The following is a 12,476-nucleotide window of genomic DNA, read 5'->3' as shown; positions in this document are numbered from 1 at the left end:
GTCGAGGATGGGGGTCTGCAGGTCGGGCACGAGTAAAGACTACGGCGGGTCGCCGGGCGGGCGAGCCGGGATGTGATCCATGCTGTGCGTATGGAGCCGGACACGTTGCGTGGCGATGGTGGAGACGTCTACTGGCGGCGGCGCATGACCCTGCTGGTGGGCGTCCTCGTGGTGGTCGCCGTCGTGGCCTGGGCGTGTTCCGGCGGGTCAGAGGGGCCGAAGAGCCCGACCGCGAGCGGCGCCTCGGCCAGTGCCTCGCCGAGCGCGGACCCCGTGCTGGCGGGCCTGCCGTCGATCACGCCGTCGCCGACGCCGTCACCCACCGTCACCAAGCCTTCGGTGAAGCCCGCCGCCGCGCGGCCGCGCCGTCCCGGCCAGCCGTGTGACCGCAAGGATCTGGTGCTCTCGTTGCAGGGCCGCCAGGAGGTCTACACCGGGGACGCCCGGCCCGGGTTCGTCTACACGCTGGTGAACACCGGCCCGGTCATGTGCACCTTCGATGTCGGGCCGCGGGCCATCGAGTTCCGGATCACCTCCGGGGCTGACCGGATCTGGTCGACCTCGGACTGTGTGGCCGGCTCCGGCGAGCAGGTCGAGCGGCTGGAGCGCGGCGTGCCGTACGTCAAGACGGTGGACTGGGACCGGCGCAGGTCGGGGGAGAGCTGCGGCGGCAAGCAGCCGGTGGCGCTGCCCGGGACCTACGTCGCGGTGGTGGACACGGGGGAGATGCGCAGCCGGAAGTCGGTCTTCCACCTGCGGTAGCGAGGGTTAGACGTAGCGTTCGAGGATGGACGATTCGGCCAGCCGTGACAGGCCCTCTCGCACGCTGCGCGCCCGGGACTCGCCCACGCCCCCCACGGCCTGGAGGTCGTCGATGCTGGCGGCCAGGAGCTTCTGCAGCCCGCCGAAGTGGTCCACCAGCCGGTCGACGACCGTGCCGGGCAGGCGCGGGACCTTGGCCAGCAGGCGGAAACCACGCGGGCTGACCGGGCTGTCGAGGGCCTCGTTACCCGCATAGCCCAGCACGGTCGCGACGGCGGCCAGGTCGAGCAAGTCGCTGGGAGAGAGCTGGTCCATGTCGTGCAGCGACTGGGCGAAGCTCTTCTGCCGCCGCCCGGAGCCCGACGGCAGGTAGTCGCGGACGACGAGCTCGCGCTCGGAGTCGACGCCGGCGACCAGCTCGTCGAGCTGCAGGGACAGCAGCCGGCCGTCGGTGCCGAGCTCGACGACGTAGCCCTCGATCTCGTCGGCGATGCGGCGGACCATCTCCAGCCGCTGGGCCACGGCCGAGACGTCCCGTACGGTGACCAGATCCTCGATCTCCAGCGCGGACAACGTGCCGGAGACCTCGTCGAGGCGGTGCTTGTAGCGTTCGAGGGTGGCCAGGGCCTGGTTGGCCTTGGACAGGATCGCCGCCGACTCCTCCAGCACGTAACGGATGCCGTCGAGGTAGAGGGCGATGATCCGCATCGACTTGCTGATCGCGATGACCGGGTAACCGGTCTGCCGCGCGACCCGCTGGGCGGTGCGGTGGCGGGTGCCGGACTCGTCGGTCGGGATGGACGGATCGGGCACGAGGTGTACGGCGGCGCGCACCACCTGGTAGTCGCCGGAGCGCAGCACGATGGCGCCGTCCATCTTGGCCAGCTCGCGCAGCCCGGTGGCGGAGAAGCCCACGTCAAGCTGGAAGCCGCCGCTGCAGATCTCTTCCACCACGCTGTCGTAGCCCAGGACGATCAGCCCGCCGGTGTGCCCGCGCAGGATTCGCTCCAGACCGTCGCGCAGTTGCGTGCCCGGAGCCAGGGCTGCCAGGACTTCGCGACGGCGGTCATCAAGTGTCGCCACATGGCCCCCGTGTCGCTCTGTTCCATCCTCAGCTTAGCGGGGACCTGCCACCTGGGGGCGGGCCTCCCGCACTTCACTGGTGTGGCGGCACTGTTTTCGCGGGTCGAGCGGGTCTGGCGGGGCTGTGGAGAGGTCAGGTGACGTGGGTGAGCGCGTCCCACACGTTCTCGGCCTCGACGACCTCGAAACCGGGCGCGAACTGGGTCGGGCCGACCGGCACGAGGGTGCGTTGCCGCCCGGGAGCGCCCCGCCGGCCGCCCTCCTCCAGGGAGCCCTTGGGCACCAGCGCCCGGGTGAAGCCGAGCCGCGAGGCCTCGGTCAGCCGGCGCCGCACGTCACGCACCGGGCGCAGCTCGCCGGCCAGGCCGACCTCGCCCAGGGCGATCAGCCCGGCGGGCAGGGCCTTGTCGCCGGCGGCACTGGCCACGGCGAGCATGACCGCCAGGTCGATCGCGGGATCGGTGAGCTTGATGCCGCCCACGGTGGCGGTGAAGACGTCGCTGCCGCCCAGCCGGGCGTTGAGCCGGCGTTCGAGCACGGCGAGGATGAGCTGCACGCGGTAGGGGTCGAGCCCGGCGCTGGTACGGCGCGGCTGCTGGGCCTCGGTGCGGGCGACGAGCGCCTGGACCTCGGCCGGCAGCGGGCGGGTGCCCTCGACGGTGACTGTGACGCAGGTGCCGGGCACGGGCTTGCTGCGGTGGGAGACGAACAGGCCGGTGGGGTCGCTGATCCCCTCGATGCCGCGCTCGTGCAGGTCGAAGCAGCCGACCTCGTCGGTCGGGCCGAAGCGGTTCTTCACCGCGCGCACCAGGCGCAGCCGGGAGTGGCGGTCGCCCTCGAAGTTGAGCACCACGTCGACGAGGTGCTCCAGCGTGCGGGGACCGGCGATCGAGCCTTCCTTGGTGACGTGGCCGACGATCACCGTGGACATGTCGCGTTCCTTGGCCAGCCGTACCAGGTTGGCGGCCACCTCGCGCACCTGCGTGACGCCGCCGGGCACGCCGGTGGCCTGCGAGGTGCCGATGGTCTGCACCGAGTCGACGACCAGGAAGCGCGGCTGCACCTTTTCCACGTGGCTGACCAGCGCCGCCAGCTCGGTCTCGGCGGCCAGGAAGAGCCGGTCGCGGATCGCGCCGATGCGGTCGGCGCGCAGCCGGACCTGGGAGGAGGACTCCTCGCCGGTCACGTAGAGCACCGTCTCGCGCTCGGCGAGCTTGGCCGCGGCCTCCAGGAGCAGGGTGGACTTGCCGATGCCCGGCTCGCCGGCCAGCAGGACCACCGCGCCCGGCACCATGCCGCCGCCGAGCACGCGGTCGAGCTCGCCGATGCCGGTGGTGCGGGCGATGGCGACGTCCGCCTTGACCTGGCCGATCGGGATCGCGGGGGCGCTCGTGGCGCCGCCTTGCACGACGCGGACGCCCTTGGCGGCGCCCTCCTCGTCGACCGTGCCCCACGCCTGGCACTCACCGCACCGGCCGACCCACTTCAGTGTGCGCCAGCCGCACTCGGTGCAGCGGTATCCAGCAGCAGTCTTCGCCATGCGGAGCAGGCTAGCGGCCGGGACCGACAAAGACGGCTCCGCCTGGCCCGGTCCCGAGCCCGTGATGGGCGGCGGTAGGCACGAATACCTGCAGAGCCGTCGTCACGGCCCTCTAGCTGCGGGCCTTGGCGGAGCTACCGCCGTCCAGCGGTCCGGCCCGGCGGCGATCCTGTTCAGGAATCCTTCAGCCGCACCCGCCGACTGTCGGGCGGAAGGGGGGATCCGCACGGACGACGACCTCCGCCAGTGGCGGTCCGCCCTTCCCGGCGCCGAGAAGGAACGCGATCGCGGCCTGCGTGCGCTCTTCGACCGGTTCGATCTGACGTACGAGGACCGCACCGTACCGACTCGCGAGGGCGACGTCACCCTGGGGATCCTTCGTCCTCGGGGCTCGGAGAACCGCACCCTTCCCGCGCTCTACGACATCCACGGGGGCGGGATGGTCCTCGGGACCCGCCATTCGACGCCGGTTCCGGAGCGCGTGCAGTGGGTTCTTGGTCACCCCCGAGTACACCCTCGCCCCGGAAGCGCGGGCGCCACGTGCGGCGATGGAGTGCTACTCGGCATTGGTGTATCTGGCCGCGCATGCTGACGAGTTCATGATCGACCCGTCTCGGATCATCCTCTCCGGGATCTCGGGAGGCGGAGGTCTGGCCGCCGGCGTCGGGTTGCTCGTCCGGGACAACGGGGGACCGTAGCTTCTGGGGCAGATGCTCAACTGCCCGCAGCTCGACGACGGTCACCGGACGACCTCGTCGCAGCAGTTCAGCGCAGCGCGGGGAGCGATCGACTCCTGGGTGAGGGAGACGAACGTCTAGGCGTGGAACGCGATCCTCGGCGAAGGGAACGAAGAGCGGGAGGTGAGCATCTACGAGTCCCCGGCTCGTGCCGACGACCTGCGAGGGCTGCCTCAGACCTTCATCGACGTCGGCGGATGCGGGGTGTTCCGTGACGCGGCCATCGCCTACGCGTCGACGTTGCTCGCCGGCGGCGTATCCACAGAGCTGCACGTCTGGCCCGGCGGCTACACGGCTACGAGAATTTCGCGCCCGAGGCGGCGGTGTCGATCCGGACGCGTGAGGCGCGGGCCAAGTGGCTCGAGCGGGTGCTCGCAGCCGGTCGTGCACGCCCGTAACCCGGCGGCTCGCACCGCTGGACGGGCCTCTGGCTAACGGAGGACCCGGTAGCGAAGGTGGGCCTCGCTCGCGAAGGCCGACGTTTCGAGGCGCTCGAGCTCGATGTGCCGACCAAGGCCGGCGAACAGCGAGATGCCGTCGCCGAGCAGGACCGGCGCGACGTCCAGGTGGAGCTCGTCGACGAGACCGAGCCGCAGGCACTGTCGTGCGATGCTTCCGCCGAGCAGGCTGACCCAGCGGTCCCCGGCCGCTTGCGTGGCCAGCCTGACGGCCTCGGCGATGTCGTCGACGACGAAGGTGTACGTGGTGCCGTCGCGCTCGATCGGCTCATGGGGGCTGTGGGTCATCAGGTAGACGGGAACCTTCAGCATGCCGCCGTACGGGATCTCGCCGTCCTCGATGGTCTGGGTCTTGTTCGCGCCGCCGACCACCGCGCCGATCCGGCTCATCACCGCCTCGACGACGGCGTCGTCCTCGGGGGCAGAAGGCCGGCCGAACATCCAGTCGACCCCGCCGTCCTCCTTCGCCAGGAATCCGTCGAGGGTGATGGTCGCGTGGACGATCACAGTAGCCATGGCCGCTCCTGACTCGTAGAGGTGAGTCAAGCGACTCACCTCTATCACCGTAGACGTGCGCGTCATGGTGAGTCAATGAACTCACCTCTATGAGACACTGGCCGGATGACACGTGGACGCTCCTCGTACCACCGTGAGGTGGCCGCGACCAACCGTGAGGCGATCCTCGGCGCCGCCGCGCAGCTCTTCCTGGAGTTCGGGTACGACCGCACGCCTCTGGCACGGGTCGCCGAGCGCGCAGGGGTGTCCAAGGCGACGCTCTTCAAGCAGTTCCCGACCAAGGCCGAGCTCTTCGAGGCGACGGTGCTCGCGGCCGGCGGATCGCCGACTCCGGAGCCGGTCGAGATCCCGACCGGCGACCTCCACGCGGGCCTGGTGGTGCTGGGTCGCGCATATGCGGAGCTGGTGACCCGTCCTCGCATGGTCGCCCTGATGCGGACCGTGATCGCCGAATCGCCCCACTTCCCCGAGCTGCGCGAGCGGACCTTCGACTTCGGCGCGCTGCCTGTACTGCAGGCACTGGGGCGCTATCTTCGGGAGGCGCACACCGCGGGAAGCGCCGACATCGCTGATCCGGATCTGGCGTCCGCGCAGTTCCTCGGCATGATCGCGTCCGCGATCTTCTGGCCGCGGCTCATGCACGGCACGTGGTCGATCACCGAGGAAGAGCAGGCGCGAGCGGTCGACGAGGCAGCCCGGACGATCGCCGCACGCTTCGCGGCAACTCCCTGACGTGATCGGGGCGGTTGCCAGAAATATGTAGACCGGTCTATTCTCAGGCCATGGGGCAGAAGGGCATGGAGACGCGGAACCGGATCCTGGACGCGACACTGGATCTGGTCGAGTCCGGAGGGTACGCCGCCGCAGGGCTGAACCAGGTGATCGCGACCAGCGGCGCACCACGCGGCTCGTTGTACTTCCACTTCCCCGAGGGCAAGGACCAGCTCGTCGGCGAGTCGATCCGGCGGGCCGGCCAGGCGGTCGGCGACGCCTTCGAGGAGCTGGCCGGGTCCAGCGCGTCCATGGCGGAGTTCGTCGAGGGGATCCTGCGGCATCTGGGTGACCGGCTGGAGGAATCGGGCTGGCACAAGGGGTGCCCGGTGGCCACGGTGGCGCTGGAGATGGCAGCTACCAGCGACCCGCTGCACCAGGCCTGCTCGGAGGTGTACACCTCATGGGCGGCCGCCCTGCGTGAACGGCTCTCGGAGCGGGCGGACGCCGACGACCTCGCGGTCACCGTCCTGGCCCTGATCGAGGGAGCGCTATTGCTCGCCAAGGCACACCGCAGCAGGCGACCGCTGGAGCAGGTCGCCGGTCAGCTCGCCGCTTTGCTCCGCTAGACGGGCCCGCCGCTGGAGGCGGGCCTTCTTTCTGACCTGAAAATATGTAGACCGATCTATTCGGAGGATTCCTCATGGATGCGATGGTTTTCGGAGCGACGGGTTTCCTCGGCCGCTCCCTGGTCGTCGAACTGCTGGCCAAGGGACAGCGGGTGGCGGCAGCCGTACGCAAGGACACCCTCACCCCCTGGCTGCACGCGCAGAACGTCGACACCAGCGGCCTGACGGTCGTCACGGCCGACATCACCCGGCCGCTGTCGGGTCTGCCCCAGGTGCGTGACGTCTACAACACCGCGGGCCGCTACGCGTTCGGCCTCAGCGTGGAGGAGGCACGGGCGGCCAACGTGACCGGCGCGCTCAACGTCCTGGAATGGGCCGCGACCCTGCCGGAACTACGCAGGCTCGTGCACGTCAGCGGCTACCGGGTGAGCAACGTGCACCCGGACTACGCCCACCTGGGCGCCTACGAGGCGTCGAAGGCCGAGGGCGATCGTGAGATGCGCGCCAGGGCCGCTGAGCTGGGGGTCCCGCTGAGCATGGCCAACCCCAGCTCGGTGATCGGTCCTGGCCAGTACATCGGTCTGGGCTCGCTCGTGCGGGATCTGTGGAACGGGCGGCTGCCCGCGCTTCCGGGCGGCCCCGACGTCGTCGTGCCGATCGTGACGACCGGCTACTTCTCGCGGTTCCTGGCGGAGATCCCGGCCTCGCCCGAGGTGGAGGACTACTGGGTGCTCGACGAGTCGACGCCGCCGCTGCCCGAGCTCGTCGGCACGGTCGCCGCTCACCTGGGCGTGCGGGCGCCTCGCCGTACCATCCCGCTCGGCCTGCTGCGCCGGCTGCCCAGGAAGATCACCGGGGCCGACCCTGAGACGCTGTCGTTCCTGTCGGCCGATCGCTATCCGACGGGTACGGCTCGCGCGCTCGCCGCCAGGACCGGTCTGCGGATGCCCCCGGCCGGCCAAGCCCTGCGCGCCTGGACTAACGACCTGGTGGCCGGCCGCTTCGGCGCCGCGCAGCCGTGGCTGAGCCCGTACGGCTTCCGCGACCGCACGTGGACGATGGGCGAGGCACACCGGCCCGCGCAGGTCCTGCTGCACGGGCTGCCGATGAACGCCGACCTGTGGGCGCCGGTGGCCGCTCACCTGTCCGGCCCGATCCTGGCGGCCGACCTCCCCGGCCTGGGCCGCTCGGCCGCCACGGACCAGCCGACGCATGAGTGGCTCGCCGACCTGATGGCCCCGGTCCGGACCCGGCCCGCGCTGGTCGCCCACTCGGCGGCCGCGGGGCCGGCGCTCCGCTTCGCCGTCGAGCATCCCGACCGCATCAGCAAGCTCGTCCTCGTCGCCCCCGCCTTCCTGCAGGCGCCGAGCCCGTGGCTCACCCGCTCGCGCCTGGCCGTACCCATGCTGCGTCGCATGTCCGCGGCCCGCCTGGCCGCCACGCTCGGCCTTCCCGAGGGACCGGAGGTGGCGAGCGCCGCAGCGGACCTGCGCCGTCCGGGGGCGGCGGGCCGGGTGATCGCCGCGATGCGCGCCTCCTTCACTGAGCGTGAGGCGACACTGTCGCTGCTGCGGCGCGTGATCGTCCCGGTGGAGATCCTCGTGGGCTCGGCCGACCCTCTGACCATGGACGTCGACCACCCGATGACCGAGCTCGCCGGCGCTGGGCACTACCCGCAGCTCACCCACCCCGCCGAGCTGGCCCGTCACCTCGAACCGCTCACCGCTCCCACGGCTGGAACGACCGCGAACGTCACGCTGAGCTGAGCAGATCCCGCAGACGCGCGAGCCGTACGGCATCGCCCGCGGCCTTGGCCGGGTGACGGTGGGAGGTTCCGGGAAGTACGGCGAGCATGCGGTAGGGGGCGGCGTGCACCTCAGACGTGGAATGCCGGGCAAGCCCTTTCGCCGGCGAGTGGCTGGCCGCTCGTGCCAGCCATCCCGGCGTCGGTGCGGGACGAGCCGTCAGTCAGTGTCAGCGGGGCGGGCGCCCGCGCGCAGGATGTCGGTCATCTCGTCAACGGCGGGTGCCCGGCCGGGCTTCGCGACGGGGGCGGTGATGGCGACCTTGGCCTGCCAGTCCCAGAACCGGGTGACCGCTCGGATCGAGCGGATGCGGTCGTCGCCCAGGCCCTTGGTCTTGGTGGTCGTGGTGAAGTGCCAGGCGAGCCGGTCCGGCAGGCCGCGGTCGTCGTACAGGTACTGCCACCAGATCTCGTCGGCGCCGACGTTCGGGGTACCCGCCGCCTCGCGGAAGGTGGGGGAGATCCGGTACAGCTCCTTGAAGGTGATGGTTCCGCTGTGGGTGTAGATGCGCTTGCGGCGGCCGGTGGCGCGGTCCTTGATCCACGGGGTGACGTTGAAGCGGTCAGCGGTAGCGATCAGCTTGGCCAGGGTGGCGGGTTCCAGCACGTTGATGATCTGGTCGCCGTACGCCGCGGCGGCCCCGCTGGCGCGCCCGGTGCGAAGCCAGGAGCGGGTCTTGGGCAGCAGGTGGTAGAGCCAGCCCTTCGTGCTGATCATGCGGGTCGTCCCGGCGGATGCGAGCAGACCGGCCCAGTAAGCGTCGCCCTTGTCGGCCTCCTGCTGCATGAGGACTTCGCCCTCCAGGTCCACGATGCGGGTGATCTCGGAGGCCGTGACTCCGGTGGGGCTGAGCTTGAGCTTGCCGGTGCCTCGGAAACCGAGGCCGCCGGTGATCTGCTGACGGGGGGAGTCGTTCTGCCAGAACAGGTCGGTCTGGGCGCCACCCAGGAACTCGATCGTGACTCCGGCGCTGCGGGCCAGCAGGGCGCGCACGGTGGCCACCGGGTCGGGGGCGGCGGAGGCGTGGGCGGTGCCGGGGAGGGCGGTGGCGAGAGCCACGGTGGCGATGAGAGCTTTCATGTCCTGTCCGGTGAGGGGGGTGAAGATCGTCGCTCATTGTGGCGGAGCAGGAGAAAGCCTGTCGATTCTGGGACGAATGTGTTCGTACCGGGCTAAGCGCTCTTCTTTGGACTGCGAGGTCCCCGTCGGACGCGGCTCTTGGGCGGCCATGATGACCTACACCCTCACCGAGGCCAGCGCATCTTAGGGTTTTCTGTCAGGCAGGGCCGCGTACCAGGTGCCGTCATGTTCCGGCCCGGGCAGCCACGCCGGGGGATCGGCCGAACCGAGCGCCTCCTCAGCCCAAGCCAGCATGTAGGCGTCCGTGGCCGCAGGCGGCTGCTGGTGGCCCAGGCCTTCGCACGGTGGGAGCTCAGCGTGCGAGGAGCACGGCCGAGGAGGACACCCGCGATCATGGTCCCTCGGCCACACCATACGGCTGGCCGACCCGTCGTCGGCGGAGGAACGGCCGGTTCTCTGACCGGCGAGGAACCGGAGATCTGCGTGTCGGCAGCTCGGATGTCTGCCACGGGTGCCAAGTCCTGAGCACGAGCTGCCGAGACGACGGAGACTTGGGTGTCGGCCGTGCGGAGATCATCGCCGGAGCTCACGCCACCAGGATAACGATCAGCGCCGGATCCGCCCTGTTTCGCGGCCGTCCGGGACGGACGCCGCTTGCTCGCCATGCGGGGTTCTCAGCTACTCGGTTTGTAGGGCGGGGCGATTCCCCAGCCCCACCGGGGTACCGGGGCCTGGTCCACTGGGGTGGCGCCGGGCTGGGAGTTGGCGAGGGCGAGCCGGGTGCCCCATTCGATGTAGCCCATGAACGCGGCGCGGAACTCCGGGTCGTCCGGCAGGCCGACCGCGTCGGCGGCGTCGGCCAGCAGGCTCACCCAGCGGCGGCGGTGGGCCTCGGTGATCGCCTTGCCGAGGTGCATGCGCAGCATGTGCGGGTAGCCGCCGCGCTCGCCGGTGTAGCGCGCCGGGCCGCCGAAGACCTCCGCCAGCCACATGGCCACGTATCGGGGGTGGTCCGAGTCCATGTGCGCGAACAGCGGCCCGATGAGCTCGTCGGCCATGACCTTTTCGTAGAAGCGTTCGGTGAGCCGTTCCAGGGCCTCGGTGCCGCCCAGCCACTCGTACAGGGTGGGGACGGAGCCGCCGGCGCCGCGCACCGCGGTCGGCTTGTAGTGGCGCATCTCCTCGATCATCCCGATGTACGGGCGGATCTCCGCCAGGAAGGCGGGGAACAGCTCGCCGCGCCTGAATCCTTCGAGGTGGTCCTGGGCCGAGGTCCAGGTGATCCGCAGGGTGTAGCAGGCGGGCTCGTCCACGCAGCGGCTGAGTTCGTAGTCGACGCACTGGGGCGCTTGCGCGAGCAGGCGGGAGGCTCTGCCGTAGGCCTGCTCGAACTCCGCCGAGAGTTCGTCGGGGAGGCGGTAGCGGATGTACTCGACGATCATCGGAGCTCCTCCGGGAGACGGTGATCAAAACCTTAACGCCAATGTGTAATCGTGTAATAGCCCCGTCGCTGAGGAAGGCACAAGCCAGTGCGGAACAGGTCCTACTTCACCGCGGAGGACTTGGCGTGCCAGGTGTCGCACGCGCCGGTGGTGCCGGCCTTCCAGCCGCGTTCCATCCAGGTCACCTGGGTGCGGGGCAGGCCGTGGCTGCGGTCCCAGGAGGCTTCCTGGTCCCAGCGGGCGGTGTAGGCGCGGTAGTCGTCCCAGGGCGCGCGGGAGGGGAACATGGAGTCGTAGAGCGCGCCGAGCGCGACCCCGGCGAAGCACTCGGTCTGCAGCTCCGAACGCCGGTTGACCAGGTCGGCCGCCTTGCGGCCCTTCTTGTCGGCCTGCCAGAAGGCCTTGTCGATGTAGCTCATGTAGCCGGACATCTTCTGGACGTGGTGACCGTACTCGTGGGCGGTCAGGATGGCCAGGTCGATCCGCATCTCGGGCCAGACGTCGTCGGGGCGCACGACGACGGTGAAGCGCTTGTCCTCCTTGAGCCCGGCCAGGTCGCAGTACATGCCGCCGGCGTTCTTGCCCCACTCCAGCCCGCAGAAGCGCGCCGGGGCCTTGCGGACGAAGGTGGCGCCGGGCGGGGTGTAGCGGAGCCCGGCACGGGCGAACTCGCGCTTCCAGAACCGGTCGAGGCAGCCCTTCACCGCGGTGAGGTAGCGCTTCATGGTGTCCCACTTGCGGACCTTGACGGCTGGGGTGCCGCTGCAGGACAGGGTCTTGGCCTTGCTGAGCTTGTTGAGCGGGTTGTGGTCGCGCGCCTGGTCGAAGGCGGGCGGCGCGCTGGGGCCGGGCTGCCGCGGGGCGGTGGCGGCCGCGGCCTTGGCGGGAGCGGCCGTCGGGGTGGGCGTGGGAGCGAGCCCGGAGGCGGCCGGAGGAGCGGTCGCACAACTCGCGAGCAGCAGCATGCCGACCAGCAGAAAGGGGGATTTGCGGAGCACGTCCGCAAATCATGCCATATGTCTGGTTTGTCGGAACTAGTGCTCCAGGCCGAGTTCCTGGACGAGCAGGCGCTTGGGCTTGGCGCCGACGATCTGCTTGACCGGCTCGCCGTTCTGGAAGAGCAACAGCGTGGGCAGCCCGAGCACGCCGTAACGGGCGCCGATGTCGCCGTACTCGTCGTAGTTGAGCTTGCCGATGGTCAGGCCGTACTCCGCCTCGATCTGCTCCAGCACCGGCGCGACCATCCGGCACGGCCCGCACCACTCGGCCCAGAAGTCGACCAGCACCGGCTTGTCGGCCTGGAGCACCTGCTCCTCGAAGTTGTCGGCGGTCAGAGTGATCATGAAATTCTCCTCGTGCAACTGGCTGCGAGCTGGGCGGAGACCTCCGCGCGGCGAAGGAGCAGGGCGCGGATCTCGTCGTCGATCTCGGCGATCTTCCGCCGGTAGACCGCCACCGACTCCGCGCAGGAGCCGCCCGAGGGGTGGCCGCCGCGCAGGCAGTCGACGAAGGGCCGTGTGTCCTCCAGGGTGAACCCGATGGACAGCAGCGCCCGGATCTCCGTGACGAGCTTGACGTCCTCTTCGGTGTACTCCCGGTAGCCGTTGCCGCCGCGCCGGGCCGAGAGCAGGCCGTGCTGCTCGTAGTACCGGAGCGAGCGCGGGCTCACCCCTGCCCTTCGGGCCAGCTCTCCGATCCGCATGCCTCCAACGT

The 12,476-nt window shown here is 70.4% G+C and carries 12 protein-coding genes and 1 pseudogene; 5 read left to right on the top strand and 8 right to left on the bottom strand.

Going from position 1 to position 12,476, the window contains the following annotated elements; genetic code table 11:
* Positions 1-90: 90 nt before the first annotated feature.
* Positions 91-762 (top strand): hypothetical protein, encoded by a 672-nt coding sequence (locus AB0I67_RS28495; protein WP_357929276.1) that lies wholly within the window; start codon positions 91-93, stop codon positions 760-762.
* Between the two features lie 6 nt (positions 763-768).
* Here AB0I67_RS28495 and disA read toward each other — a convergent pair whose 3' ends face one another.
* Complete coding sequence (disA, locus tag AB0I67_RS28490; RefSeq protein WP_357929273.1) at positions 769-1,845, bottom strand: DNA integrity scanning diadenylate cyclase DisA; 1,077 nt, start codon at positions 1,843-1,845, stop codon at positions 769-771.
* 133 nt (positions 1,846-1,978) lie between these two features.
* Positions 1,979-3,385 carry a DNA repair protein RadA gene (gene radA / locus AB0I67_RS28485; RefSeq protein ID WP_357929270.1) on the bottom strand — a complete coding sequence of 469 codons (1,407 nt, stop codon included), beginning with the start codon at positions 3,383-3,385 and terminating at the stop codon, positions 1,979-1,981.
* Between the two features lie 440 nt (positions 3,386-3,825).
* Here radA and AB0I67_RS28480 point away from each other — a divergent pair.
* Positions 3,826-4,557 (top strand): annotated as a pseudogene (locus AB0I67_RS28480) (alpha/beta hydrolase); the annotation flags it as partial.
* Here AB0I67_RS28480 and AB0I67_RS28475 read toward each other — a convergent pair.
* Positions 4,554-5,096, bottom strand: a complete 543-nt coding sequence (locus tag AB0I67_RS28475) for a dihydrofolate reductase family protein (protein WP_357929267.1) — start codon at positions 5,094-5,096, stop codon at positions 4,554-4,556. The pseudogene AB0I67_RS28480 and the gene AB0I67_RS28475 sit on opposite strands and share 4 nt — an antisense overlap.
* Positions 5,097-5,234: 138 nt before the next feature.
* Here AB0I67_RS28475 and AB0I67_RS28470 point away from each other — a divergent pair, with 138 nt between their 5' ends.
* The 3 genes from AB0I67_RS28470 (at position 5,235) to AB0I67_RS28460 (ending at position 8,202) form a co-directional block, all read left to right on the top strand.
* The gene (locus AB0I67_RS28470; RefSeq protein WP_357929265.1) at positions 5,235-5,828 is read left to right on the top strand and encodes a TetR/AcrR family transcriptional regulator; all 594 of its coding nucleotides are present in this window, start codon (positions 5,235-5,237) and stop codon (positions 5,826-5,828) included.
* A 50-nt stretch (positions 5,829-5,878) separates the two neighbouring features.
* Positions 5,879-6,436, top strand: coding sequence for a TetR/AcrR family transcriptional regulator (locus tag AB0I67_RS28465; RefSeq protein WP_357929263.1), 558 nt, complete (start codon positions 5,879-5,881; stop codon positions 6,434-6,436).
* A gap of 74 nt (positions 6,437-6,510) precedes the next feature.
* Positions 6,511-8,202, top strand: a complete 1,692-nt coding sequence (locus tag AB0I67_RS28460; RefSeq protein ID WP_357929261.1) for an alpha/beta fold hydrolase — start codon at positions 6,511-6,513, stop codon at positions 8,200-8,202.
* 198 nt (positions 8,203-8,400) lie between these two features.
* Here AB0I67_RS28460 and AB0I67_RS28455 read toward each other — a convergent pair whose 3' ends face one another.
* The 5 genes from AB0I67_RS28455 to AB0I67_RS28435 all read right to left on the bottom strand — a co-directional run bounded on the left by AB0I67_RS28455 (position 8,401) and on the right by AB0I67_RS28435 (position 12,465).
* Positions 8,401-9,321, bottom strand: coding sequence for a hypothetical protein (locus AB0I67_RS28455; protein ID WP_357929259.1), 921 nt, complete (start codon positions 9,319-9,321; stop codon positions 8,401-8,403).
* A 674-nt stretch (positions 9,322-9,995) separates the two neighbouring features.
* Positions 9,996-10,763, bottom strand: a complete 768-nt coding sequence (locus tag AB0I67_RS28450) for an antibiotic biosynthesis monooxygenase (RefSeq protein WP_357929257.1) — start codon at positions 10,761-10,763, stop codon at positions 9,996-9,998.
* 101 nt (positions 10,764-10,864) lie between these two features.
* Entirely contained in the window at positions 10,865-11,761 is an 897-nt protein-coding gene (locus tag AB0I67_RS28445; protein WP_357929254.1) for a neutral zinc metallopeptidase, read from the bottom strand.
* A gap of 36 nt (positions 11,762-11,797) precedes the next feature.
* Entirely contained in the window at positions 11,798-12,106 is a 309-nt protein-coding gene (trxA, locus tag AB0I67_RS28440; protein ID WP_357929251.1) for a thioredoxin, read from the bottom strand.
* Positions 12,103-12,465 (bottom strand): MerR family transcriptional regulator, encoded by a 363-nt coding sequence (locus tag AB0I67_RS28435; protein WP_357929248.1) that lies wholly within the window; start codon positions 12,463-12,465, stop codon positions 12,103-12,105. The genes trxA and AB0I67_RS28435 overlap by 4 nt, the downstream gene beginning before the upstream one ends.
* Positions 12,466-12,476: the final 11 nt, after the last annotated feature.

Source organism: Nonomuraea sp. NPDC050310, assembly GCF_040655795.1.
GTDB lineage: Bacteria > Actinomycetota > Actinomycetes > Streptosporangiales > Streptosporangiaceae > Nonomuraea.
The sequence above is the reverse complement of the archived record's forward strand: the minus strand, read 5'-3'. Positions and strand labels throughout refer to the sequence as shown.

What these genes read in the sequence shown, in the direction of transcription:
- AB0I67_RS28495 (WP_357929276.1), top strand. Translation starts at nt 91, where the DNA reads ATGGAGCCGGACACGTTGCGTGGCGATGGTGGAGACGTCTACTGGCGG.
- radA (WP_357929270.1), bottom strand. Translation starts at nt 3,385, where the DNA reads ATGGCGAAGACTGCTGCTGGATACCGCTGCACCGAGTGCGGCTGGCGC.
- AB0I67_RS28475 (WP_357929267.1), bottom strand. Translation starts at nt 5,096, where the DNA reads ATGGCTACTGTGATCGTCCACGCGACCATCACCCTCGACGGATTCCTG.
- AB0I67_RS28465 (WP_357929263.1), top strand. Translation starts at nt 5,879, where the DNA reads ATGGGGCAGAAGGGCATGGAGACGCGGAACCGGATCCTGGACGCGACA.
- AB0I67_RS28460 (WP_357929261.1), top strand. Translation starts at nt 6,511, where the DNA reads ATGGATGCGATGGTTTTCGGAGCGACGGGTTTCCTCGGCCGCTCCCTG.
- AB0I67_RS28455 (WP_357929259.1), bottom strand. Translation starts at nt 9,321, where the DNA reads ATGAAAGCTCTCATCGCCACCGTGGCTCTCGCCACCGCCCTCCCCGGC.
- AB0I67_RS28450 (WP_357929257.1), bottom strand. Translation starts at nt 10,763, where the DNA reads ATGATCGTCGAGTACATCCGCTACCGCCTCCCCGACGAACTCTCGGCG.
- trxA (WP_357929251.1), bottom strand. Translation starts at nt 12,106, where the DNA reads ATGATCACTCTGACCGCCGACAACTTCGAGGAGCAGGTGCTCCAGGCC.
- AB0I67_RS28435 (WP_357929248.1), bottom strand. Translation starts at nt 12,465, where the DNA reads ATGCGGATCGGAGAGCTGGCCCGAAGGGCAGGGGTGAGCCCGCGCTCG.